Annotated in this window: 25 protein-coding genes; 12 read left to right on the forward strand and 13 right to left on the reverse strand. The window is 71.5% G+C overall.

The features are described from left to right. The first annotated feature begins 166 nt into the window (after positions 1-166). Both ABT116_RS05545 and ABT116_RS05550 read left to right on the forward strand, forming a co-directional pair. Positions 167-904 carry a response regulator transcription factor gene (locus ABT116_RS05545; RefSeq protein WP_351628221.1) on the forward strand — a complete coding sequence of 246 codons (738 nt, stop codon included), beginning with the start codon at positions 167-169 and terminating at the stop codon, positions 902-904. Further along, positions 901-2,379 (forward strand): HAMP domain-containing sensor histidine kinase, encoded by a 1,479-nt coding sequence (locus ABT116_RS05550; RefSeq protein ID WP_351628223.1) that lies wholly within the window; start codon positions 901-903, stop codon positions 2,377-2,379. Before ABT116_RS05545 ends, ABT116_RS05550 begins: the two co-directional genes overlap by 4 nt. Here ABT116_RS05550 and ABT116_RS05555 read toward each other — a convergent pair. Continuing rightward, complete coding sequence (locus tag ABT116_RS05555; protein WP_351628225.1) at positions 2,369-2,566, reverse strand: DUF397 domain-containing protein; 198 nt, start codon at positions 2,564-2,566, stop codon at positions 2,369-2,371. The genes ABT116_RS05550 and ABT116_RS05555 overlap by 11 nt on opposite strands. Next, positions 2,563-3,375 carry a helix-turn-helix domain-containing protein gene (locus tag ABT116_RS05560; protein WP_351628319.1) on the reverse strand — a complete coding sequence of 271 codons (813 nt, stop codon included), beginning with the start codon at positions 3,373-3,375 and terminating at the stop codon, positions 2,563-2,565. The genes ABT116_RS05555 and ABT116_RS05560 overlap by 4 nt, the downstream gene beginning before the upstream one ends. 136 nt (positions 3,376-3,511) lie before the next feature. On the opposite strand from ABT116_RS05560, the gene ABT116_RS05565 reads away from it, so the two are divergent. From ABT116_RS05565 to ABT116_RS05575, 3 genes are all read left to right on the forward strand, one after another. After that, a complete protein-coding gene (locus ABT116_RS05565; protein WP_351628227.1) occupies positions 3,512-3,775 on the forward strand; it encodes a hypothetical protein in 264 nt (87 codons plus the stop codon). A gap of 124 nt (positions 3,776-3,899) precedes the next feature. Next, positions 3,900-4,748, forward strand: coding sequence for a hypothetical protein (locus tag ABT116_RS05570; RefSeq protein WP_351628229.1), 849 nt, complete (start codon positions 3,900-3,902; stop codon positions 4,746-4,748). A gap of 74 nt (positions 4,749-4,822) precedes the next feature. Continuing rightward, positions 4,823-6,886, forward strand: coding sequence for a pectinesterase family protein (locus ABT116_RS05575; RefSeq protein ID WP_351628232.1), 2,064 nt, complete (start codon positions 4,823-4,825; stop codon positions 6,884-6,886). Positions 6,887-6,956: 70 nt separating this feature from the next. On the opposite strand, the gene ABT116_RS05580 is transcribed toward ABT116_RS05575, so the two are convergent. The 3 genes from ABT116_RS05580 to ABT116_RS05590 form a co-directional block, all read right to left on the reverse strand. Then, on the reverse strand, positions 6,957-7,988 hold the full coding sequence (locus ABT116_RS05580; protein WP_351628235.1) for a glycoside hydrolase family 5 protein: 1,032 nt from the start codon (positions 7,986-7,988) through the stop codon (positions 6,957-6,959). Positions 7,989-8,138: 150 nt separating this feature from the next. Further along, on the reverse strand, positions 8,139-9,350 hold the full coding sequence (locus ABT116_RS05585; RefSeq protein ID WP_351628236.1) for an LmeA family phospholipid-binding protein: 1,212 nt from the start codon (positions 9,348-9,350) through the stop codon (positions 8,139-8,141). A gap of 58 nt (positions 9,351-9,408) precedes the next feature. Next, positions 9,409-11,226 carry a bifunctional metallophosphatase/5'-nucleotidase gene (locus tag ABT116_RS05590; RefSeq protein ID WP_351628239.1) on the reverse strand — a complete coding sequence of 606 codons (1,818 nt, stop codon included), beginning with the start codon at positions 11,224-11,226 and terminating at the stop codon, positions 9,409-9,411. 145 nt (positions 11,227-11,371) lie between these two features. On the opposite strand from ABT116_RS05590, the gene mshD reads away from it, so the two are divergent. Next, positions 11,372-12,298 (forward strand): mycothiol synthase, encoded by a 927-nt coding sequence (gene mshD / locus ABT116_RS05595; protein WP_351628242.1) that lies wholly within the window; start codon positions 11,372-11,374, stop codon positions 12,296-12,298. On the opposite strand, the gene ABT116_RS05600 is transcribed toward mshD, so the two are convergent. Beyond that, complete coding sequence (locus ABT116_RS05600) at positions 12,255-12,599, reverse strand: hypothetical protein (protein ID WP_351628245.1); 345 nt, start codon at positions 12,597-12,599, stop codon at positions 12,255-12,257. The genes mshD and ABT116_RS05600 overlap by 44 nt on opposite strands. Continuing rightward, positions 12,596-12,811 (reverse strand): hypothetical protein, encoded by a 216-nt coding sequence (locus tag ABT116_RS05605; protein ID WP_351628248.1) that lies wholly within the window; start codon positions 12,809-12,811, stop codon positions 12,596-12,598. The genes ABT116_RS05600 and ABT116_RS05605 overlap by 4 nt, the downstream gene beginning before the upstream one ends. A 145-nt stretch (positions 12,812-12,956) precedes the next feature. Between ABT116_RS05605 and ABT116_RS05610 the strand changes: the two genes are divergently transcribed. Further along, a complete protein-coding gene (locus ABT116_RS05610; protein WP_351628250.1) occupies positions 12,957-13,781 on the forward strand; it encodes a helix-turn-helix domain-containing protein in 825 nt (274 codons plus the stop codon). Then, on the forward strand, positions 13,778-13,975 hold the full coding sequence (locus ABT116_RS05615) for a DUF397 domain-containing protein (RefSeq protein WP_351628252.1): 198 nt from the start codon (positions 13,778-13,780) through the stop codon (positions 13,973-13,975). The genes ABT116_RS05610 and ABT116_RS05615 overlap by 4 nt, the downstream gene beginning before the upstream one ends. A gap of 579 nt (positions 13,976-14,554) precedes the next feature. Here ABT116_RS05615 and ABT116_RS05620 read toward each other — a convergent pair. From ABT116_RS05620 to ABT116_RS05645, 6 genes are all read right to left on the reverse strand, one after another. After that, entirely contained in the window at positions 14,555-15,502 is a 948-nt protein-coding gene (locus ABT116_RS05620) for a LysR family transcriptional regulator (protein WP_351628254.1), read from the reverse strand. Positions 15,503-15,610: 108 nt separating this feature from the next. Further along, positions 15,611-16,231: an ABC transporter gene (locus ABT116_RS05625; RefSeq protein ID WP_351628257.1), complete on the reverse strand. Its 621-nt coding sequence runs from the start codon at positions 16,229-16,231 to the stop codon at positions 15,611-15,613. Further along, positions 16,228-17,739 carry an ABC transporter permease gene (locus ABT116_RS05630; protein ID WP_351628259.1) on the reverse strand — a complete coding sequence of 504 codons (1,512 nt, stop codon included), beginning with the start codon at positions 17,737-17,739 and terminating at the stop codon, positions 16,228-16,230. Before ABT116_RS05630 ends, ABT116_RS05625 begins: the two co-directional genes overlap by 4 nt. Next, the gene (locus ABT116_RS05635; protein WP_351628261.1) at positions 17,736-18,596 is read right to left on the reverse strand and encodes an ABC transporter ATP-binding protein; all 861 of its coding nucleotides are present in this window, start codon (positions 18,594-18,596) and stop codon (positions 17,736-17,738) included. The genes ABT116_RS05630 and ABT116_RS05635 overlap by 4 nt, the downstream gene beginning before the upstream one ends. Continuing rightward, positions 18,593-19,429, reverse strand: a complete 837-nt coding sequence (locus ABT116_RS05640) for a zf-HC2 domain-containing protein (RefSeq protein WP_351628264.1) — start codon at positions 19,427-19,429, stop codon at positions 18,593-18,595. Before ABT116_RS05640 ends, ABT116_RS05635 begins: the two co-directional genes overlap by 4 nt. After that, a complete protein-coding gene (locus ABT116_RS05645) occupies positions 19,426-19,977 on the reverse strand; it encodes an RNA polymerase sigma factor (protein WP_351628267.1) in 552 nt (183 codons plus the stop codon). The genes ABT116_RS05640 and ABT116_RS05645 overlap by 4 nt, the downstream gene beginning before the upstream one ends. A 109-nt stretch (positions 19,978-20,086) precedes the next feature. Here ABT116_RS05645 and ABT116_RS05650 point away from each other — a divergent pair, with 109 nt between their 5' ends. Genes ABT116_RS05650 through ABT116_RS05665 form a run of 4 tightly spaced genes read left to right on the forward strand, consistent with a single transcriptional unit; the run spans position 20,087 to position 23,287 of the window. Then, the gene (locus ABT116_RS05650; protein ID WP_033312368.1) at positions 20,087-20,479 is read left to right on the forward strand and encodes a GntR family transcriptional regulator; all 393 of its coding nucleotides are present in this window, start codon (positions 20,087-20,089) and stop codon (positions 20,477-20,479) included. Next, complete coding sequence (locus tag ABT116_RS05655) at positions 20,476-21,360, forward strand: ABC transporter ATP-binding protein (protein WP_351628271.1); 885 nt, start codon at positions 20,476-20,478, stop codon at positions 21,358-21,360. The genes ABT116_RS05650 and ABT116_RS05655 overlap by 4 nt, the downstream gene beginning before the upstream one ends. Continuing rightward, a complete protein-coding gene (locus ABT116_RS05660; protein WP_351628274.1) occupies positions 21,357-22,364 on the forward strand; it encodes an ABC-2 membrane transporter-related protein in 1,008 nt (335 codons plus the stop codon). Before ABT116_RS05655 ends, ABT116_RS05660 begins: the two co-directional genes overlap by 4 nt. Beyond that, entirely contained in the window at positions 22,361-23,287 is a 927-nt protein-coding gene (locus tag ABT116_RS05665; RefSeq protein WP_351628276.1) for an ABC-2 membrane transporter-related protein, read from the forward strand. The genes ABT116_RS05660 and ABT116_RS05665 overlap by 4 nt, the downstream gene beginning before the upstream one ends. The last annotated feature ends 140 nt before the right edge of the window (positions 23,288-23,427 follow it).

The raw sequence follows: 23,427 nt of genomic DNA on the forward strand, positions 1-23,427 counted from the left end.
CTCGCGGCCACCACCACCGCCCACCACCGCGGGAGCCGCTCCTCGCGGCCACCACCACCGCCCAGCACAGGCCGGCACTCCCCCCGCCCCCGCCCGCCGGCGTGCGACGCTGAGACCCTCAGAGCAGCAGCGCCCCGTCCCCCTTCACACCCGAGGACCCCGACCCATGAGCCCCGCAGACGGCGACCGTGACCCGCAGCGCATCCTGATCGTCGACGACGAGCCGGCCGTACGCGAAGCACTCCAGCGCAGCCTCGCGTTCGAGGGGTACGGGACCGAGGTCGCCGTCGACGGCGCGGACGCCCTGGACAAGGCGGCGGCCTACCGGCCCGACCTGGTCGTCCTCGACATCCAGATGCCGCGCATGGACGGCCTGACGGCAGCACGCCGCATCCGCGCCACCGGCGACACCACGCCGATCCTGATGCTCACGGCCCGTGACACGGTCGGCGACCGCGTCACCGGCCTCGACGCGGGCGCCGACGACTACCTGGTCAAGCCCTTCGAACTCGACGAACTCTTCGCCCGTATCCGCGCCCTCCTCCGCCGCAGCTCCTACGCGGCGGCCGTGGGCGCGGGCGACCCGGCCGACGAGGACGCGCTCACCTTCGCCGACCTGCGCATGGACCTGTCCACGCGCGAGGTCACGCGGGGCGGCCGGCAAGTGGAGCTGACCCGGACGGAGTTCACGCTCCTGGAGATGTTCATGGCACACCCGCGCCAGGTCCTCACCCGGGAGCAGATCCTCAAGGCCGTCTGGGGCTTCGACTTCGAACCGTCGTCGAACTCACTCGACGTGTACGTGATGTACCTGCGGCGCAAGACCGAGGCGGGCGGCGAACCGCGCCTCGTGCACACGGTCCGAGGCGTCGGGTACGTCCTGCGGCAGGGCGGCGCGGAGTGAGTTCCCGAACGCATCGGGTCGTACGGCGTTTCCGCTCCCTGCCGATCCGCTCCCGACTGGCGCTGCTGGTGGCGGCGGCGGTGGCGTTCGCGGTGGCGGCGGTGTCGGTGACGTGCTGGTTCATCGTCCAGGGGAAGTTGTACGACCAGGTCGACGACGACTTGAAGTCGTCGTTCCGGACGCTGCAGGCGGACGACTTCGAGGCGCTGACGAAGTCGTGCCCCCAGAAGCCGTCGAACACGCTCGGCGGGGCCCCGCGGCCGCAGACCTACGCGCAGGTGGTCCGGGTCGACGGCAAGGTCTGCCTGTTCAGCAGCCTCATGCCCCAGGTGAAGGTCACGAGCGGCGACAAGGACGTGGCGAAGGACCCCGACCCGACCGTCGTCCGGCTGCGCAACGGCACGGACAGCGACGGCAACTCGGTGCGGGTGCTGACCACGGCGGTCGTCGTGAAGAACGGCCCGTTCCAGCAGGGCGTGGCCGCCGACTACGCGCTGGTCATCGCCGTGCCCCTCAAGGGAACGGAGTCCACCCTCAACGAACTGGCGCTGATCCTGCTGCTGGTCTCGGGTGTCGGGGTGGTGGGCGCCGGGGCGGCCGGACTCACCGTGGCGAGGGCGGGCCTGCGCCCGGTGGACAAACTCACCGAGGCCGTCGAACACGTGGCTCGTACGGAAGACCTCGGCGTCCGTATCCCGGTGGACGACGACACCGAAGACGAGGTGGCCCGGCTCTCCCGGTCCTTCAACTCGATGACCTCGGCCCTGGCCAGCTCCAGGGACCTGCAACAGCAGCTGATCGCGGACGCCGGGCACGAACTCCGTACACCGCTCACGTCCCTGCGTACCAACATCGAACTCCTCACCCGCAGCGAGGAGACGGGCCGCCCCATCCCCGAAGCGGACCGCAAGGCGCTGCTCGCGTCGGTGAAGGCGCAGATGACGGAGCTGGCCGCGCTCATCGGCGACCTCCAGGAACTGTCCCGCCCCGACACCGGCCAGCACGCGGGCCGGACACAGATCGTCGCCTGGCAGGACACGGTCGAGTCGGCGCTGCGGCGGGCTCGGCTGCGGGGCCCGGAGCTCACGATCACGGCGGACGTCCAGCCCTGGTTCGTCCGGGCGGAACCCTCCGCCCTGGAACGGGCGGTGGTCAACATTCTCGACAACGCGGTGAAGTTCAGCCCGCAGGGCGGCACGATCGAGGTCCGCCTGATCGAGGGTGTCCTCACGGTCCGCGACCACGGCCCGGGCATCCCCGCCGAAGAACTCCCCTACGTCTTCGACCGCTTCTGGCGCTCCCCGAGCGCTCGGGCCCTGCCGGGCTCGGGCCTGGGCCTGTCGATCGTGGCGCGTACGGTCCAGCAGGCGGGGGGCGAGGTGTCGCTGTCCCGGGCGGACGGGGGCGGCACGGTGGCGACGGTACGGCTGCCGGGGGCGGCGGTGCCACCGCCGGAGGATCCCCCTACTTCTTGACGGAGGCGAGGAAGGACGCCCAGGGGCTCGCGCCGAACACGAGTATCGGACCGTCGGGCCGCTTGCTGTCGCGGACGGGAGCTGTGCCGGGGTGGCCTTCGGCGATCTCCAGGCAGTTCGAGGCTCCGCCGTCGCTGTAGGACGACTTGCGCCACAGGACGGTGGTGAGGTCCGGGCTTCGGTTCATGGTCTGCACTCCTCCAAGAGGCGCTTGAGAAACGCTGTCGACCCCGCCGGGCTCAGCGCCGCATCCCTGACGAGATCGTGGGACAGGCGATAGGCAAGCACCTTGTCCGGATCCTGGATCAGCTCGCCGAAACCGTTGCCCTCCACGTAGGCGGCGGGATCACCGACACGCTGCCACAGCAGGATGAGGTCACTGTTCATAAGGTCGTGCACACCGGCCATGTAGGGCAGCACCTGGATTGCGACATTCGGCAGCTCCGCCGCATCCACCAGGTGCGACAACTGGTCGGTCCACACCTTCGCGTCGGGAACGGGCCGCCGCACCGCCCCTTCATCCAGGATCACGCGCACGCTCGGCGCCGACTCGCGGTAGAGCAACTCCTGTCGCCCCATCCGCGCGACCACCTGCTCCTCGACTTCTTCGCTGTTGCCTGCCGTTGTCTGGGCGCCGGACAACCCTGACAACACCGCTCGGGCGTAGTCCTCGGTCTGCAGGAGACCCGGCACGCGCAGCTGGAACATCCACATGACCTGGGCCGTCGCCTCAAGGTCCATGAAGCCTTTGTACTTGTCCTTGATGACCTCCCTGCTCGCCTCCCGCCACTCACGAACCAGCAGGTCACCGGAACCGTAGTAGCTGTCCAAGTCCTCCATGACCGCCCGCTTGGAGAGCCGCTCCCCCTTCTCCAGGCGGCTCAAGTAGCTCTTGTCGTAGCCCGTGTCCTCGGCCAACTGCCCGAGCGACTTGCCCGCTTGCTCCCGCAGAAACCTCAGCGTCCGGCCCAGGACGGCCCGGCCCCCGTCAACCATGTCCCCCACGTCACCCCTCCCCGTTGCCTGAGCCGCCAGGCAACGCCTGGCCTCTTCCGCAGCGCAGGGGCATACAGTGACGATGAGGGCACGAACGGTAATCGCCACTCGTCACACCCCACCCGGAGGCCCACGTATGCGCCTGCTCCCCTGGACCGGCACCGACGGCAAGGCCTGTTACCTGTCCACCGACGACCCCGGCAGCCTGCTCTCGCGGCTCGCCGACGACGTCGAGGCCGCCCAGCTCGCGTCCGCCGCAACCGTGCTCGCCGGTGCCAGAGCCGTACTGCACGACGACAAGTCCGGTGAACGCGCCGTGCGTTTCGCGTTGACGCGGGCCGTGGAGTCCTTGGGCGACGTGCTGCGGATCGCTGTCGGTCGCGGCGACGGCACCCGATAAGGCGGGACATACACCCCGCGAACCTGTCGATGCCCTGTCATACCCATCAGTAGCGCAAACTCCCGCCGCTGTTCTGACATCTTCATCGCCGTCACAGAACGACAAGCAGGAGTGAGCCCCCCACATGCGTCTCATTCGCACGTCAACTGTCAGAAAGATCGGCGTAGTTGCCGCCTCCACCGTCCTCGCCGTGACCGGTCTGCTGGCCGGCGCGGGGACCGCCTCGGCCGGGCCCGCCGGGGCGACCGACATCCGGGGTGTGGACCCCGGGGACACCGACCTGATGATCGAGCGGCTCTGCAGCCAGGAGCCGAGCCTTACGGGCGTGTACGGCGCCCTCAACGTCGACACCGGTGAGTTCAAGACCCGGGACGAGTACCTGCGGGACGTCATCGGGCTGTGGGCGCCCGCGGGGCCATGGGAGCTGTTCCGCGGCTGGTGCGGGTACGCCGAGGCCTCCACCTGGTCCATCAAGGGCGACACCGTCCGCACGTCACGGTGGATCGGCAACAAGGGCTCCGCCGACGACAAGGAGACCTTCGTCAGCAGCTACAGCACCAAGACGTTCGCGAAGAAGAGCGTCGGCGGCTCCATCAGCCTCTCCCTCGCCAAGAGCATCTTCAGCGGGACCGTGGGCGGCAGCGCCGGGTACGAGTGGGGCTGGGAGAAGGAGTCCAAGTTCGAGACCCGCAGCGAGAAGACCGTCCCGCCGTGCCGGCAGGTCGCCGTGACCTGGACGCCGTACCAGCGCGTGGTGCGCGTCAACCCCGTCTTCCACGTGGAGGACTACCAGTGGAACAAGGGCGACGGGGACCGGACCGTGCACAGCTGGCGCGACCGGGGCTACCAGACCATCCACTCGCACGGTTACTACATCGACGGCATCTCCGACAAGCTCCTGCCCAGCGGCCGGCCCGACGGCCGTGAGGACAAGATCGAGGAGAAGCTCGACCCCAAGTCCTGCACCCGGTAAGGCACACCGGCAACCTTTCCGTGTGGGGCGGCGACTGCTCAGCGGTCATTCCCCCACACGGAACGGATCACCGCATGAGTGAGCCGCGCAGCAAGGCCCAGCACCGTCGTCGCAGAAGCCGCACCGCCCTGGCGGTCGGGGTCCCCCTCGCCCTGACCGCCGCCGGCACCTTCGCCTACGGCACCGACCTCGGCGTACTGGGCTCCACCGCACTGCAGGCATCCGCCGCCACCCCCGCCTGGGCCGCCGACACCGCCGACGGGTTCGCCTCCGTCAACTCCCTCGGCCAGAACGGGACGTACGGCGGGCGCGGCGGCCAGGTCGTCACCGTGAAGACGCAGGCCGAGCTGGAGAAGTACGCCACCGCGACCCAGCCGTACGTCATCGTCGTCGCCGGGACCATCGCCATGAACCCGGTCGGCAAAGAGATCAAGGTGCAGTCCGACAAGACCATCGTGGGTCAGGGGACCGCCGGGCACATCGTCGGCGGCGGGTTCTTCCTCGGCCAGGGCGTGCACAACGTGATCATCCGGAACCTGACCATCCGGGACGCGTACCAGGGGATCTGGAACGACAAGGACCACGACTTCGACGCGATCCAGATGGACGGCGCCCATCACGTCTGGATCGATCACAACGACCTGCGGCACATGGCCGACGGGCTCATCGACGTCCGCAAGGACTCGACGAACGTCACCGTCTCCTGGAACAAGCTGAGCGACAACAACAAGACCTTCGGCATCGGCTGGACCGAGAACGTCAAGACCGACATCACGATCCACCACAACTGGATCCGCGAGACCGAGCAGCGCAACCCCTCCACGGACAACGCCGCCCACGCGCACCTCTACAACAACTTCCTGGAGGACGCCCAGGGCACCGCCATCAAGTCGGCGTACGGGAACTACTCGCGCGGCGGCACGAGGATGGTCCTGGAGAACTCTCTCTTCCAGGGCGTCAACAACCCCGTCATCAAGGACAGTGGCGCATCCATCGTCCAGCGCGGCAACTCCTTCTCCGGCACCAGCGGGCGCAACGAGAGCGGCGGGAGCGCCTTCGATCCGAAGACGTACTACCCGTACAGCCTCGACAAGGCCACCGACCTCCCGTCGATCCTCAAGGCCGGTGCCGGGCCCCGCGCCTCCATCGGTACGACCGCCGCCTCCACCAAGGCCGCGGCCGCCACCACCCTCACCGTCGCCAAGGACGGCAGCGGTCAGTACAAGACGGTCCAGGCCGCCGTGAACGCCGTACCGGCGAACAACCCCTCGCGCGTGGTGATCGCCGTGAAGCCGGGGACGTACCGGGAACTGGTGAAGGTGCCGTCCAACAAGCCGCACGTCACCATCCAGGGCACCGGCGGGAGCCGCAAGGACACCACGATCGTCTACAACAACGCGTCGGGCACGCCGAAGCCCGGCGGCGGCACGTACGGCACGAGCGGCAGCGCCACCGTCGCCGTCGAGGCGGACGACTTCCAGGCGCGCAACCTGACCATCTCCAACGACTTCGACGAGAAGGCCAACCAGGGCTTCAAGGACCATCAGGCCGTCGCCCTGCGGACCGCCGCCGACAAGGTGTTCCTCGACGGGATCATCGTCAGCGGGGACCAGGACACCCTGCTGCTCGACACCGCGTCGAAGGACCGGCTGGGCCGGGTGTACGTCAGCAACTCCTACGTCATCGGCAACGTCGACTTCATCTTCGGCCGGGCCACGGCCGTCGTCGACAAGTCCGTGATCACGCTGAAGAAGCGCTGGGACGGCACCTCGTCCGGCTACATCACCGCGCCGAGCACCGCGGCGAACCGCAAGGGCATCCTGATCGCCAACTCCACGGTGAACGGCGACGTGTCGGCCGGGACCTTCTACCTCGGGCGGCCCTGGCACGCGGGCGGGGACGCCTCCCTCGACCCGCAGACCACCGTCCGCAACACCAGCCTGAGCAACGCGATCAAGTCGGCCCCGTGGACCGACATGAGCGGGTTCTCGTGGAAGGACGACCGGTTCGCCGAGTACAAGAACTACGGCGCGGGGGCGGGCGGTGCGAGCAGCAACCGGCCCCATCTGAGCGATGCGCAGGCCGCGAACCAGGAGGTCGCGGACTGGCTCGCCGGCTGGACGCCCTCGGCGTCCTGAACAGCTCCCTTCCGGGTCCGGCTGACGAGCGGCGCCGGACCCGGAAGGGCCACCATGGATCGGGTGGGAGTCACTGCTTCCAGGCGTAGTGCAGCCGGTCCAGGCCGCTCTGGTTGTTCACCGTCAGGCTGAGGTTCGTGCCCGTGCCCTGGAGCGTGGTGAGGGAGTAGGTGTCACCGTTGCGCAGGCCGGGCCAGTAGACCGAGCCGAGGCCCAGCTCCCGGATGGTGTCGGTCGCGGCCTGGATGTAGGCGATCTCGTTGGAGGTGCCCACCGGGCCGTTGTAGTCCAGGCCGGTGGTCATCGAGGCGCCGAACTCGTCGAGGATCGTGCGGGAGGCGCAGTCGCCGATGCGGGCCTTGAAGTCGGCCTTCCACTGGTCGACGCTGGTCCAGTCGGTGTGCCAGAAGCCGTAGTTGTGCAGGGCCAGACGCGTGCCCTTCAGGCGCGGGTCGGCGCAGACCGGCTTGACGTCCTCGCTGTACTTGTAGCCGCCGATCAGGATCCGGTCGCGGGGTATGAAGCGGTGGGTGCTCACCCACTTCGCCGCGATGTCGGTCCACTCCTGGGCGGTGTAGCCGAACGGCTCGTTCATCGGCTCGAAGTACACCTTGGAGTTGCCGGCGTAGGCGGAGGTGATCCGCGCCCACATCTGATCCCAGGACGCCTGGTTGTCGATCTTGCCGTCCTTGGCGTTGTCGGCCTCCCAGTAGCCCAGGATGACCTTGAAGCCCTTGGCGGTGGCGGCGTCGATCGCGCCCCGGTACGACTTCCAGAACGGGCCGTTCACCGAGGTCGGGTTGACCGGGAGACGGACCGTGTTGGCGCCGAGCTTGGAGAACCCGCCGATGATCGCCTTGGACTTGGCGTAGGTGGTGGCGTAGCTGTCGGAGGTGGACAGGCCCGAGGGCACGACCGCGTCGTCGGCGTAGTTGTCGCGCGGGTCGGCCCAGTTGACGCCCTTGAAGTCGCTGACGGGCGGCGGGGTGGGACGGTGGGCGGGAGAGGCGGCCGCGGGGGAGGCGAACGCTCCACCGAATGCCGTGACGCAGGCCAGCAGCGCCCCCACGCAAGCTGTCCCACGGTGGGTCTTTTGAGACACGACATCCCCTTCTGAGCAGGTGCGAAGGCGAGCAGCCCACAGACGGACCGCTCAGTGGAGCACGAAACTAGAAGGAGACTCGAACAGAGGTCAACACATCTGCACACCAAATTTCATCAAGAAAGCAGGGATGCCGAGCTGGCGTTGCAGCTAGGAGCCCACCGTCAGCCCCGAGCCCGACAGCCGCACCCGGATGCCGTCCTCCTCCACCCGTACGTCCTCCAGCTTCACGCCTCCCTGCTCCGGCTTGGGCAGTTCGAAGGCCAGCGCGAGCCGGTCGGCCAGGACCGGGCGCGTCAGGCGCGACAACTCCCCGAGGAGTGCGGGGTCCAGGCCCAGGCTCTTGAGCACGTCGGGGTTGTCCAGGGCGAGGTCGATGAGGTTCAGGCGTTCGGCCTGGCGTGCGAAGCGCGGGGAGCCGGTCAGCTCGGCGAGCTTGCCGTCGTCGGCCAGGGCCTGGTTCACGGTCGCCTCGGGCACGCCCATCCGCTGCACGATGGCCGGGACCGACAGCAGGGCCTTGGCCTTCCGGGTCTCCCGGGCCAGATCGGCGGAGGCCTCTGGCGTCAGGTGCAGCCCTTCCGAGGCGCGCTTGCCGGGGCGGTAGGTCGCCAGGTCACCGATGTCCAGGCGCATGCCGCCGATCTCCGTGGCGATGCCCCGCTCGCCCTGCCGCTGGATCCGGGCCTCGGCCCGCAGCTTCAGGTCGTGCCCGGCGACCGGCAGGGTGCCGCGCGCCCGCACCCGGTCCCGGCCCTCGCCGGTGAAAGTGACCTGGGAGGCGCCGAGTTCACGGTTCAGGTCCTCGAAGGACAGCAGGACGTCCCCGTCGAACCGGGGGACGTCGGCGCCGCGCACGGACGTCAGCCCGTCGGCGTTGAGCGTCACGTCATGGGCCGTGGCCGACACCTTCGCGAGCGAGACGCGGTCGGCGGCGACGTCCGGGACGGTCAGCTTCACCGACTCCAGCCGCTTGCCGGCGAGCTGGGTGAGGAAGGGGAAGCCGCCGATCTCCACCTCGGGCGCGGCGGCCAGGTCGAGGCGGTCCTTGAGGGTGTCGGCGGCCCGGTGCTCGGCGTAGAGCACCGCCCAGCGGTCGCCGAGGGCGGCGAACGAGGCGAGGACGACCAGGCCGACGACGGCCTTCATCGCGAACGGCAAGCCAGCGAAACGATTCTTCCGACGCCGCTTGCCGCCGCGGCGATGGTCCGGCGGGGCCCAGGCGTCCTCGGCGCCCGCAGTGCGTTCCTCCGGGAGGAACTCCTCCAGAGGGGTTTCCTCCAGAGGCCCGTCGTCGAGGGCGGCGAGCTCCTCGTACGGGTTCGGACGGGGATGCGCATCGAGGTGGTGGGGGGTACGCATCGATCCATCCGACCATGCGCACCGCCCCCACCCGCAACTCGAACCCCCGGTATGCGACCTACTTCACGATCGTGATCCGGTCCGCCTTCGGCGGCGCGATCGGGTTCGACGCCGAGGAGTTGGCCGCCAGGTACTGCTCCAGCGCGGTCAGGTCGTCGGCGCCGACGACGTCGTTCGTGCCCTGGCCGAGGGTCGGGAAGCCGTCACCGCCGCCCGCGAGGAAGCTGTTCGTCGCGACACGGTAGGTGGCCGCCGGGTCGATGGCCGAGCCGTTCAGCTTGATGCTGTCCGTGACCACCCGGTCGGCGCCGGACTTGGTGAGGTCCAGCGTGTAGGTCAGGCCGGACGAGACCTGGAGGACCTTCGGGGCCGCCGCGTTCGGGCCGGACACCTGCTCCTTGAGCACCTGGATCAGCTGCGCGCCCGTGAAGTCCTGGAGGTTCACGGTGTTCGCGAACGGCTGGACCGTGAAGCCCTCGGCATAGGTGACGACACCGTCGCCCTCGGCGCCCTTGGCCGCGTAGGTCAGCGGGGCGCGGATACCGCCCGGGTTCATCAGCGCGAGGTCGGTCTCCGGGTCGAGCTGCTTGCCGTGCGCGAGCTGGGCGTCGGCGATGAGATCGCCGAGCGGGGACTCGGTGCCGGTGTTGCCGATGTCGCCGGAGATCCAGCCGATCGCGCGGTTGCCGATGGGCGCGGCCAGCGTGTTCCACTTGCTGATCAGCTCGGTCATGTCGGGCGCCTTGGGGACGTCCCGGGTGACCACGCGGTTCGCGGACTTCACGGCCGTACGGGCGATGTCGCCGGTCCTGCGGTCGTACGTCAGCGTCGTGTCGGTGTAGAGGCGGCCGAAGGAGGCGGCCGAGGTGACCATGCGGGGCTTGCCCGCCGGGTCGGCGATGCTGCACACGTACGCGTTGTGGGTGTGGCCGGTGACCAGCGCGTCCACCTGCGGCGTGACGTTCTTGGCGATGTCGACGATCGGGCCGGAGATGCCGTCGCCCGCGCCCGGGGAGTCACAGTCGTAGTTGTACGACGTCGACGCCGGGAAGCCGCCCTCGTGGATGAGCGCGACGATCGACTTCACGCCCTGCTTCTGCAGCACCTTGGCGTACTTGTTGATCGTCTCGGTCTCGTCCTTGAAGGAGAGGCCCTTGACGCCCTCGGCGGAGACGATGTCCGGGGTGCCCTCCAGGGTCACGCCGATGAAGCCGACCTTGACGCCGTTCTTCTTCCACACCCAGTAGGGCTTGAGGATCGGCTTCTTCGTCTTCTCGTCGAGGACGTTGGCCGCGAGGTAGGGGAAGTCGGCGCCCTGGAACTTCTGGTCCGAGTAGCAGCCGTCCTTCGGGTGGCAGCCGCCGTTCTGGAGGCGGCCGAGCTCCTTGGCGCCCTCGTCGAACTCGTGGTTGCCGACGGAGGTGACGTCGAGGTCGAGCTTGTTCAGCGCCTCGATGGTCGGCTCGTCGTGGAACAGCCCGGACAGCAGCGGGGAGGCTCCGACCATGTCGCCGCCGGCGGCCGTGATGGAGTACTTCTCGCCCTTGCGGGCCTGCCGCAGGTGCGTGGCGAGGTACTCGACACCACCGGCGTCGATGGTCTTGGTCGTCCCGTCGGGCTGCGTCTCGGTGACGCGGCCGGAGGAACCGGCGGGCGGCTCCAGGTTGCCGTGCAGGTCGTTGAAGGACAGCAGCTGGACGTCCTGGTAGCGGCCGTGGCCGTACCCGCCCTTGCTGGACTCCTCCCCTGCGGAAGCCGAGCCGGGCAGTCCGGCCGCGGCCAGCGCACCGACGGTGACGACACCGGCGGCGAGAGCGGCGAAACGGTTCGTACGACGTCTGCGGCGGTCCGGGTGCGCCGGTGAAGTGGCTGGCATACGCCCCCCTGTAGGTCTGCTGGGACAGTGATGTCGTCCGGCGCAGCCTAGAGTCAACGCGCGTAGCGCAACAGGCCTTTCCGGGTTACGACCTGGTTGCTTCTTTGCCGCCGTTTTGCCGGTGGTGCCCCGTACCCTCGTACGCATGACCAGCGACGACACCGTGAGGCCGGGCCACCCCCGCTCGATCGAGACCCTTGCCGCCCTCTCCGCGGAGCAGACCGAGGCCGTGCTCGGGCTGCTCGACGAGGCGGCCCGGACCGACGGGCAGCAGGCGGTGTCCGAACAGGGCCGGTTGCAGCTGCGCGGCGGAGAGCGGGAGGGCGTGTCCCATCTGCTGCTCACCGTCGGCGGGGAACTCGTCGGTTACGCCCAACTGGAGGACACGGACCCGGTGGAGCCGCCGGCCGCCGAGCTGGTGGTGCATCCCGGGCATCGCGGACACGGGCACGGGCGGGCGCTCGGCTCGGCCCTGCTGGCCGCCTCGGGGAAGCGGCTGCGGGTGTGGGCGCACGGCGGGCACTCCGCCGCCCGGCATCTCGCGCAGGTCCTCGGTCTCACGCTCTTCCGTGAACTGCGCCAGATGCGGCGCACGTTGACCGACTTCGACGCGCCCGACCCGGTGCTCCCCGAGGGCGTCTCGGTCCGTGCCTTCGTCCCCGGCAAGGACGACGCGGCGTGGCTCGCGGTGAACGCCGCCGCCTTCGCCCACCACCCCGAGCAGGGCTCCCTCACCCAGCGCGACCTGGACGACCGCAAGGCCGAGCCGTGGTTCGACCCGGCGGGCTTCTTCCTCGCCTTCCGCGGCGACGAACTCGTCGGCTTCCACTGGACCAAGGTGCACGCCGAGGAGGGCCTGGGCGAGGTGTACGTCCTCGGCGTCGGCCCCGGCGCGCAGGGCGGCGGCCTCGGCAAGTCCCTGACCACGATCGGGCTCCGGCACCTCGCGGGGCAGGGGCTGCCGACGGCGATGCTGTACGTCGACGCCGACAACCAGGCGGCGGTGTCGGTGTACGAGCGGCTGGGGTTCACCACGCACGAGGTGGATCTGATGTACCGGACGGAGACGTGACGGAGCCATCGGGAGGTTCCGGGTCAGGGCGTCGCAATGGGGCGATGCGCTCGCCCCGGCTCGCCGCGACGCGCAGTACCTCCCCCAGCGACTCCACCGCCCTGACCAGCGCGAAACGCAGCGCGCGCTCACCGGCTCCGGCATCACCGAGTACGGCCCTGGCGCCGGCGAGCACCTGCTCCGCAGAGGCCAGTTGAACGGCCTCGATGTCATCGGCGAGCCGGGAGAGGAGGCTGTCGGGGTCGTCGGTGCTGAGGTAACAGGGCCGTCCGTCGGTCCCGGTCCAGGGGAGCAGCATCATACGAACACCTCCTCGGCGCGCAGGTACGGCCGGACGAGCGGGCCGTCCATGAGCAGCGGTTCCGGGGGCCACGGGCCGGGGACCGGCGGGGAATGGGGCAGCGCATACGACCGCCGGACCGACACCGCTCGATGACGCCCCCGCGCGGGCAGCAGGCTCCGCAGGAGGGCGAGCAGCAGGAACTCGCAGAGTTCGGCGATACGCAGGCGCACGGAGGCGTCCCTTCTCAGGGCAGGGGGAGGGAAGGCGGGGCTGACGAGCGGTGATCACCGTTCGTGCCTCGATCGTCACTCATCGCACGTACGCTGCGGAAGAGGTCCGGTGTTGTCTGGCGCGCAGACAACGGGGAGGGGTGACGTGGGCGAGAAGGTTGACGCGGAGCCGGTTTCCGGGCGGGTGATGCTCGGGCAGACGCTGAAGGTCCTGCGGGAGAAGGCCGGGAAGTCACTGGGGCAGCTGGCCGACGAGACCGGTTACGAGAAGAGCTATCTGAGCCGGCTGGAGTCGGGCGAGCGGCTCTCCAAGGTGACGGTCATGGAGGACCTGGACGGGTACTACGGCACGGGTGACCTGCTGTTGAGCCACTGGAAGGCGGCTCGGCTGGATGCGTTCAAGGATCAGTACAAGGAGTTCATGGCGCTGGAGGCGACGGCGCGGATCATGTGGAAGTTCTCGCCGGGGATTCCCGGGCTGCTGCAGACCGAGGACTTCGCTCGTGGGGTGTTGTCTGGCGCTCAGACAACGGCTGAGGGTGACGAGGCTGTCGAGGAGCAAGTAGCCGCGCGGCTCGGACGGCAGTCTGTGCTGGGGCAGAAACCGGAGCCCGAGGTCCGGATCATCGTGGACGAGTTCGCGCTCCGACGTCCTGCTGCCCGGGGCAAGACGTGGCACGACCAGCTGCTTCACCTTGAGGCCGCCGCGCTGTGGCCCAACTTGGCGCTCCAGGTACTGCCGTTCTCGGCGGGTGCGCATCACCATATGAACGGATCGCTGACGCTGCTCTGGCAGAGGAGCGGAAGCGCCGTTGCCTACACGGAAGGCAACAGCGGTGGTCGGCTGATCGAAGATCCGGACGAGGTTCTTCGAGAGCGATCGTCCTACGATCGGCTTCGCGACCTGGCGTTGTCCCCGTCGGACTCGCTCGCGTTCATCAGGGGCGTACTGGAGGAGCACAGATCATGACGAGCACCCGCGACCTCACCACCGCTGTGTGGCGCAAGTCGTCCTACAGCGACGGGGGAGACAACAACTGCGTCGAGGTCGCCGACAACTGCCCCGGCATGATCCCGGTCCGCGACACCAAGCAGCCGCAGGGCCCGATACTCGTGTTCGGCGCGAGCCCTTGGGCGTCGTTCCTCGACTACGTCACCAACTGACCGTCGGGGCCGCCCGCTTCCTTGCCAGTGTCGTGCTTCCACGGCCAGCCTCAAGGGCGCTTCGCGTCGCCTTCGGCGATCGGCCAGGGGGTGCGCGGGCGCGCCTCGCCAGCACGCCGGCTCGTTCAGCGGCAAGCGGTGGGTGGGAGTGCGGGGGCGTGGCGGAGTTGTGGCGGCTCATAGGAGCGTAGGCGGGGCAAATGGAGGGCTTGGGTCGACTGTCCAGCGCTCACCAGCGCATCTGCTCCCGCTAGTGGCCCATCCGCTCCAAATGCCGGGGATACCGCCCCTCTTGTTCCCATCCCCCACCGCCGCCGCTCGCCGCCGAGGCCACCTGGCGTGCAGGCGAGGCGCGACCGCGCGCTGACGCCGGGTGCGGTGCGACGGGGCGTTGATCGCACACGGCGCCGGCCACTCGTGTTTCCGGGCCGCTCGCTCGCTTCTCTGCCGTGCTGGAGCGAGTCGAGTCAAGGGTGGCCCGCAGGGCCATCGGCGAAGCCGACGCGTAGCGCCCTTTACTCGGCTCGCGGAGGCACGACACTGGCCAAGAAGCGAGTGGCCCCGACAGTTTCGCTCTGCTCAGACCTCGGGCCCTGGTCGCTCCGCCCACGACGGCCGCCAGAGTTCGCCCTCGGGTGGTCGCGGGCGGGTCGCCGTCAGGTGCTCGCGCAGTGCCGTCAGGCCGGGGTGCGGGTTGCCCGTGCGCCAGAGCAGGGAGTGCGGGTAGACCGGGGCCGGGTCGCGCAGGGGGACGAGCCGCAGGTCGTGGCCCACGGGCCAGACGTGCGGGGTGCGATCGCTGAGGAAGGTCGCCACGGTCGGGGAACCGGCGATGGTGTCGAGCAGCGCTTCCAGGCCGAAGTTGGGCCCGATGGTGTCGATGACCGGCCCGAACTCGGCGGCCAGCGCCTCGTAGTAGGCGTGCCACTCGGTGCCGGGCACGTTGCCCGGCATCCAGATCCGGTGCCCGGCCAGTTGTGCCGGCGTCACCCAGGGCGCCCGGGCGAACGGATGGTCGGGGCCGACGCACAGGTGCATCGGCTCGTCGAGGACCGGGAGGGCGGCGATGCCGTCGGGGAGCCTGTGCCCGGGCATGGTGACGGCACGGAAGGTGGCGTCGACGGCCCCGTCCCGCACGGCGGCCACGGCCGTCTCCACATCGAAGAGCGTGACGATGTCCAGCGCGGTCTCCGGGTGCGCCCGGTGGAATTCCTGCACCAGCCCGCCGGTGGCGGCCCGGCGTCCCACGACGTCCACCCGCAGCGCCCGGCTCCCGGGCCGCACGGCGGCCGACGCCCGTTCCTCGGCCTGGAGCAGGACCCGGGCGTGCGGCAGCAGGGCCTGCCCGTCGATCGTGAGCTCCGCCCCGCGCGGCGTCCGGACCAGCAGCCGCACCCCGAGGTCCTTCTCCAGCGCGGCGATCCGCTTGGAGACGGCCTGCTGGGTCAGGGCGAGATCCACGGCGGCCCTCTGGAACTGCCCGGAGTCGGCGATCGCGACGAAGGCGCGTACGGCTTTGAGGTCCACGATGGGCAGACTAGCCGCACAACCCTGGGTTGTGGGACGGCACGGAGACACCGACGAACACGGCCGGGAACGGCCCTCTGCACAACCGCTCGATGTGCTCCGGTGCCGCTAGCGCCGGACCCGCCGCCCCAGGGGCTCCACCGCGCACACCGCGCCGAGGAGCACGGCGCCGCCCAGCACCACGGCCCACCGCTCGTGCGCCGCCGCCCACCGCTCGTCCTCCACCGGCACGAACAGGGCCCAGCGGCCGGGCCAGAACAGCATGGCCAGGACGGCTGTGGTCAACAGTCCGCCCGTGACCGGCAGTCCGGGCCGGGTGACCTCGCTGAAGCGCATCGCGGCCGCCGCCGCGGCCACCGCCAGGACGAGGGCCGCCCCCGCCTCCAGCGTGAGATCACCGACCGGGGGCCGTGCGTCCGGCGGCACGAGCAGCAGCGCGACCGTCCACCAGGCCGCCGCGGCCGGGACGACGAGGGCCGTGCGCAGGGCGATGCGGACCGGGCGCGGGGTCGGCACGGTGGACGTGGTGTGCCGGGCCGGGTCGTCCAGGAGGAAGGCCAGGCCCACCGCGAAGGCGAGGATCGCGGCCCGCAGCAGGTACAGGGAGAGCCGTTCGGCCGTCTCGCCGGTCCGGGTCAGCGCGGCGAGCAGCAGTCCCGCCGCCCCGGCCGCGCCGATCGCCGCCCACGGCACCGTCCGGTGGACGGGGAACACCAGCTGCCGGATCACGAGCACTTGTCCTTCCCCTCGGGCGCGGGCAGGCCCAGCAGCTCGGCGGCCCGGGCCGTGGTGACCTTCGGTGCGGTCAGTTCGCGCCAGTGGTCCTTGACCCGCGCTCCGGCCTCACCGCGGGGCAGGTCGAGCAGTGACCGCAGCACCTCGGTCTGGGCCTCGGTCATGTACAGGCCCTCGGTGGGCTGGAGCACGTAGGCGGAGCCGGTGACGGTGTCGTCGAGGCGGACGCGGCGCAGCGCGTCGAGCGGCTCGGACTCCCAGCCCACGGCCAGCCACATCAGGGGGACCATGCGGCCGTCGCAGATCGAGGTCGCGGCCTTCTCGTCGCCCGCGATCAGCACACCGGCCACGGCCGCGGAGAACTCGGGGACGCGATTGCCGCCCCACCCGGTGCCCACCGTCACCTCGTGCGGACGCTCCAGCGAGGCCAGAGCGGAGTCACTGGATAGGCCGTAGCGCGCTTCGATCCGCTGCCGTACGACGAGGTCCTGCTCGTGGGCGCTGCCCCCGGCCAGGGACCGGACCCGGTGGACCACCCCGGCCCAGTCCGCCACCCGTGGCGCCCACTCGGGGAACGCGCAGTACGTCGATCCGTCCCGGCGAACACAGGACTGCACCTGCTCGGGGTGCACGGTGGCGCGTTCGCGTGCCTCGACCAGCTCGGGGGAGTCGCCCGCCGACTGGGCCACTCCGCCGACCAGCGTCATGGCGAGCGCCCCGGCGACACCGGCGAACACGGCCGGCTTGCGGGCACCGGCCAAGAGCACCGCCAGCAGTCCGAGGCACAGGCCGAGTCCGGCCAGGTACAGGGCGTGCCAGGCGGCCGGCCGGCCCATCAGGTCCGACGGCAGGGTGTTGGGGGACGCCTCCTCGACCGCCGGCAGCAGCCACCTCGCCCCGTAGTTCATGCCCGAGAGGAAGAGGAAGAAGAACAGGAAGAGCACCACCAGTAGCGGCGCGGCCAGAGCGGACCGCACCAGCCCTGCCAGGAGCAGCCCGAACAGCCCGAACAGCAGCACGGTCAGCGGGCCGACGAGCAGTTCGCCCACCGACCCGTGCCCGATCGCGCCGGGCCGCAGCGCCTCCCGGCCGAACTGCCCGGCCACGCACACGGCAGTGAGCAGGGCCACCGCCACGACCGACAGGGCGTGGGCGGCCGTACGGCGCCACTGCGGGAGTACCAGCACCGCGAGGTGCCGTTCCGTGTCGTGCCGCCGGGAGCGCAGGGCGGCGAGGTTGACGGACAGCAGGACCGCGAGGCCGATGAGCATCGGCGCGCCCTGGGTGGCCCGGTCGGCGTCCTGGAGGGCCGGGTAGTCGCCCCACGCCCTCCCGCCGCGCCACACGGTCCAGGCGAGGTAGACGGCGAAGGCCACCAGCACCGGGATCCGGGTCAGCAGCCGGCGCGACTCGAACACGGCCAGGGCGAACACGGCCTTCCGGGCCCCGCCCCGCTCCTCCCGCATCCCGGAGACGGCCGGTTTCTCCGCCACCGCGGTCATGCCGCCACCTCCGCTGCGGTGCCGTCGAGCGTGAGCAGGTAGCCGTCCTCCAGGGTGGGTTCGAGCAGTTCGGCGCCGGGCGGCGGGTCCCCCACGTTCCGGAAGGTGCCGGTCCCCGTGCGCCACCCCGCCTTCGCCCCGGGGGCCCGCTCGGTGCTGCTCCACACGCGCCCCGCGGCCCGCTCGGTCAGCTCGGCCGGGGTGCCCTCGAACCGCACCCGGCCACCGGCCATGACCACCACGCGGTGGCAGAGCATCGCCACGTCCTCCGTCTGGTGGGTGGACAGCAGCACCGTCCGCCCCTGCCCGGCTTCCGCGATCAGCTCCCGGAACCGCATGCGCTGTTCGGGGTCAAGACCGACGGTCGGCTCGTCGAGCACCAGGAACCCGGGATCGCCGACGAGGGCTGCTCCCAGGGCGACGCGCTGCCGCATGCCTCCGGACAGCTTGCGGATCCGCTTGCCCCGCACGTCCGCCAGGCCGACCTCGTCGAGCACCCGCCGCACCTCGCGGTGCCGGGCGGCCCGGCCGGTCATCTCCTTCAGGATCGCCACGTAGTCGACGAACTCGAAGGCGGTGAAGTCCGGGTGGAAGCCCGGGGTCTGGGGCAGATAGCCCAGCCGGCGCCGCACCTCCTGGCGGCCCCGGGCGGTGCCCGGGTCGTGCCCGAGCACGGTGAAGGCCCCCCGGTCGGCGGGCAGGGCCGTGGCGAGCACCCTCAGCAGCGTGGTCTTGCCGGCGCCGTTGGGGCCGAGCAGCCCGGTGACGCCGGCGGTCAGCCGCACCGACACGTCGTCGAGGGCCCGGGTACCGCCGTAGCGGAGGCTCAGCCCGGAGGCGGACACGGTCGTGGTCATACGGCACGTCCCTGGAAGAGGTCGAATCGGTCACGAAGCAGGAAGAGCAGCCCGGCGGCGAGCGCGGCGACGACCGCCGCCACGCCCTGCCCGGCCGCGGTGAACGGCGCGAGCGGCACGTCCGCCCCGGCCCGCAGCACGTCGGCCGCCAGCAGCAGCCCGGCCCACGCCCCGCCCACCAGGGACGGTGCGAGCACCGGGCCGAGACGGGGCATCAGCGCGAGTCCGGTCGCCGTCAGCGCCAGCCCGGGCAGCAGCCAGGCCAGCGCCCGCAGCCCGTAGGCGGGCAGGGCGAGGGTCGCCAGGCCGTTCAGCGCGAGCACGACGGCCAGCACGGCCACGGTCCGGATCATCAGCAGCCGGAACCCGTGCATCGGCGCGACGACGGCCATCTCGTACGTCGGATCCAGCGCGGGCCCGTACGACAACGCCACCCCGGCCAGCGGCAGCAGCGGCGCGAGGGCCAGGAACAGCGTGGGGAACTCCCCGCCGCGCACGGCGTGCCCGGCCGCCACGCTCAGCAGCAGCACGGCGACGACCGCCCCGAGCCAGGACCGCCGCAGCACCGGCGTCGCCGCCAGCAGCCGCGCGGTGTGCCCGGCCACCCCGGCCCGCACGAGCAGCCTCTCCAGCAATCCCGTCCGGGGCGCGTCCAGTTCGGCGTCGAGCCGGTCCCAGCCGGCATCGAGGGCGACGGGATCGCTGACCTCGGCCAGCACCGCACGGCACGGCGCGCAGGAGGTCAGATGGGTATCGGCGGACCAGAGCGCGGGGGGCTGCAACTCCCCTCGCGCATACGCGCGCAGGTCCTCTTCGGACACGTGCCAGCTCATGCCAGGGCCTCCCGCAACTGCTTCCGGGCCCGCATCGCCCGCGTCTTGACCGTCCCGGGCGGTATCCCGAGCAGCACGGCCGCCTCACGGGTGGTCAGCCCGTCGATGACGGTCGCCTGCAGCACCGCCCGCAGCTCCGGCGACAGCCGGACCAGCGCCCCGGCGAGGTCTCCGTGCTCCACCCCCGCGAGCACGCGTTCCTCCGCCGACACCTCGTCCCGGTGCCGCAGACGCGCCAGGGCCTGCCGCAGCCGCCCCCGCGCCCCGTCGCCCCGCAGCGCGTCCACCAGCCGCCGCGAGGCGATGCGCCACAGCCATCCGGCCGCGTCCGGGGAGTGGCCCTCCTGCCGGTGGCGGGCCGTGCCGCGCCACACCGCGAGGAACGTCTCCTGCACCACGTCGTCGACGACCCCGAGGTCGGCGCACCGCCCCCGCAACCGGGCCCGGAGCCATGGCGCGTAGCGCCGGTACAGCTCCTCGAAGGCACGCCGGTCGGCGTCCGCGGCTATGGCCCGCAGCAGCTCCCCGTCGCTTCTCGTATCGCTCACGTCTCCTCATCGGACGGCCCGGCCCGAACGGTTCACGAAGCACGCTTGACTTTCACCACTCCCCTGCACCACCCTTTCACTACTCAATTAGTGAAAGGGTGGTGCAGCAGTGGTCGAGTACCGCATCGACCGGCGCAGCGGCGTGGCCACCTACGTCCAGATCGTCCAGCAGACCAAACAGGCCCTGCGCCTGGGCCTGCTGGAGCCGGGCGACAAGCTCCCGACGGCCCGTGAGGTGGTGGAGGCCACCGCCATCAACCCGAACACGGTCCTCAAGGCCTACCGGGAGCTGGAGCGCGAGGGCCTGGTCGAGGCCCGCCGCGGACTGGGCACGTTCGTCCGCAAGGCCCTGAGCACCGCCCCCGCCGACTCCCCGCTGCGCGCCGACCTGGACGCCTGGGCGGCCCGGGCCCGCGAAGCCGGCCTGGAGCGCGAGGACGTGGCCGCCCTCTTCACTTCCGTACTCGACGCGCATTTCGCAGACTTCAAGGGGGACGCATGACCGACACCGCCATCGAGGCGGCGGGGCTGGGCAGGAGGTTCGGGCGACGCCGCGCTCCGGCCCTGGACGGCTGCGCCTTCCGGCTCCCCGCGGGCCGCGTCTGCGCCCTCACCGGCCCGAACGGCGCCGGCAAGTCCACCCTGCTCGCCCTGGCGGCCGGGCTGCTCCGCCCCACCGAGGGCAGCATCAGCGTGCTCGGCACCACCCCGGCCGCGGCCCGCGAGCGCCTCTCCTACGTCGCCCAGAACAAGCCCCTGTACTCCCAGCTCACCATCGCCGGGACCCTGCGGATGGGCCGCGACCTCAACCCCCGGCGCTGGGACGCCCGGACCGCCGAGCGGATCGTCGCGGAGGGCGACCTCGACCCCGACACGAAGATCCGGGCGCTCTCCGGCGGCCAGCGCACCCGCGTCGCACTCGCCCTCGCCCTCGGCAAGCGCCCCGAACTGCTGCTGCTGGACGAGCCGATGGCCGACCTCGACCCGCTCGCCCGGCACCAGCTGACGGCCACGCTCATGGCCGACGCCGCCGAACACGGCACCACGGTTGTCATGTCCTCGCACGTCGTCGCTGAGCTGGAGGGCTCCTGCGACCACCTGCTGCTGCTCGGCTCGGGCCGCGTCCGGCTGGCCGGGCCGCTCGACGACCTGCTCGCCGCGCACACCCTGGTCACGGGCCGGGCGGGCGACGCCCTCGACCCGCACACGGTGGTCGAGTCGCGCACCACCGGCCGCCAGCTCACCGCCCTGGTCCGGCCCGCGGGCCCCCTGGGCGACGGTTTCCAGGGCGACCGCCCGTCCCTGGAGGAAGTCGTCCTGGCCCACCTGCGCTCCCCCGACGCCCCGCCGCTCCTGCTCGACGCGCGGGAGGCCGCCGTATGACCGCCCTCGACACCGTGAGCGCACCCGCCGTCACCCGGCCCGCCTCGCCGTCGCGCGGCCTGCTCCTGGCCATGCTCCGGCTGCACCGCACGGCGCTGCTGTTCTGGCTGGGTCTGGTGGCGGTGGCCGCCGGAGCGCTGCTGTGGGCGATGGGCCCGGGCGCGGACGCCGCCTGGGCCGAGTACACGGACATGGGCTGCGACCAGCCCCGCCCGAACCTGGGCTGCGACTCCCCCGGCCCCGCGAACAGCCGGTACCAGACGGCCGTGGCGGTCGGCATCGGCCTCGTCGGGCTCCTCCCGCTGCTCACCGGGGCCTGGGCGGGCGGCGCCCTCATCGGCCGCGAACTGGAGAACGGCACCGCCCGGCTCGCCTGGACCCAGTCGGTCAGCCCGGCCCGCTGGCTCGCCGCCAAGCTCGCGGTTCCGGCCCTGCTGCTCGTGACGGGCACGCTCACGCTGACGCTGCTGCACCGCGTGCTGTGGTCGTCGGACCGTGCCCTGATCACCGTCATGGGCTGGCGCGCGTGGCACGACGACGGCGTCTTCGAGCTCAACGGCACCATCGCCGCCGCCCAGGCCCTCGCCGCCCTGGCCCTCGGCGTCCTGGCGGGCCTGCTGCTGCGCCGGACGCTGCCCGCCCTCGGCGTCGCGGTCCTGGCCGTCGTGTCACTCGTCTACGTCGTCGACGAACTGCGCCCGCGCCTGTGGCCGGTGAAGACGGTCGTGACCAGCCTGGACGACGGCACCCCCGGCCTCGACAGCATGATCGTCGAGACCGGCGCCCTGACCGCCTCCGGTGCCCGCGTCCCGATCCCGGCATGCTCGGGCGAGCCCGGCTGCGACGCCAGAAACGGCATCACCCACTACTACGCCGACTACCACCCGGCCTCCCACTTCTGGCCCCTCCAGCTCATGGAGACCGGCCTCCTCCTCGCCGTCGCCGCCCTGGCGGCCGCGACCGCCTTCGTCCTGCTGCGCCGCCGCACGGGAGCCGCCGTATGACCGCCCTCACCGCGGCGACCGCCCCCGCCGCCCGCCCCGCCCGCCACCGGGGCGGCCTGCTGCGGGCGGTGCTGCGGACCCACCGCACGGCCCTCGTCCTGTCGCTGCTGGCCCTGGCCGCCGCGACCGCCGCCCTGATCTGGCTGCACTCTCTCGAGGACGAGGCCCGGGCGGGCATGAGCGCCTGCGCCACGCCCCCCACGGACCGGCTCCCCTCCTGCGCGGCGGTCGAGGCGATCACCACCGACGAGGTGTACGCGAACGGCATCGCCGTGCTCGCCACCGCCCTGTCCTGGGTGATGTTCCCCGTGGCCGCCTGGGCGGGCGGCGCCCTCGTCGGCCGCGAACTGGAGAGCGGCACCGCCCAGCTGGCCTGGACCCAGTCCGTCGGCCCCCTGCGGTGGCTGACCGCGAAACTGGCCGCCCCGGCCGCGCTGCTCGCCGCCGGCACCGGCGCGCTCGTGCTGCTGAACGTCTGGGCACGCGGGGACGGCGATCCCAACCTGGTCGGCGACTGGTACTACCCGGACGCGTTCGTGTCGACGGGCCCGGTGGCCGTGGCCTACGCCCTGGCCGGACTCGCCCTCGGCGCCCTCGCCGGACTGGTGTGGCGCTGGGCCCTGCCCGCCACGGGGGTGGCCCTCGCCGCCTCCCTGCTCCTCCACAGCCTCCTGGAACGGCACCGCGAGGACCTCTGGCCGACCGTCAGCCGCATCGCGCCCGGCAGCATCGAACTCCCCCGCTCGGCCTTCCAGGTCACCTGGGACACCCCCATGCCCCACGGCGTCCAGATCAGCCACGCCACGTTCCACCCGCAGTCCCACTTCTGGCCGCTCCAGTACGTGGAGACCGGCCTCCTGCTGGCCGTGGCCGGCACCGCGACGGCCGCCGCCTTCCTCCTGCTGGCCCGCCGCCTCCCCTGATCCCGGTCCGCGCGTCCTTCCACGGGGGGATGGACGCGCGGCCCGCCCTTCGGAGACACTCCGCGGCACACGCCGGGGACGGACGGACACTCCCCGGCGCACGCCCGACACCGACACCGGGACAACTCCACAGCGCACGG

The organism is Streptomyces sp. NPDC002130, assembly GCF_040296465.1.
Classification (GTDB): domain Bacteria; phylum Actinomycetota; class Actinomycetes; order Streptomycetales; family Streptomycetaceae; genus Streptomyces.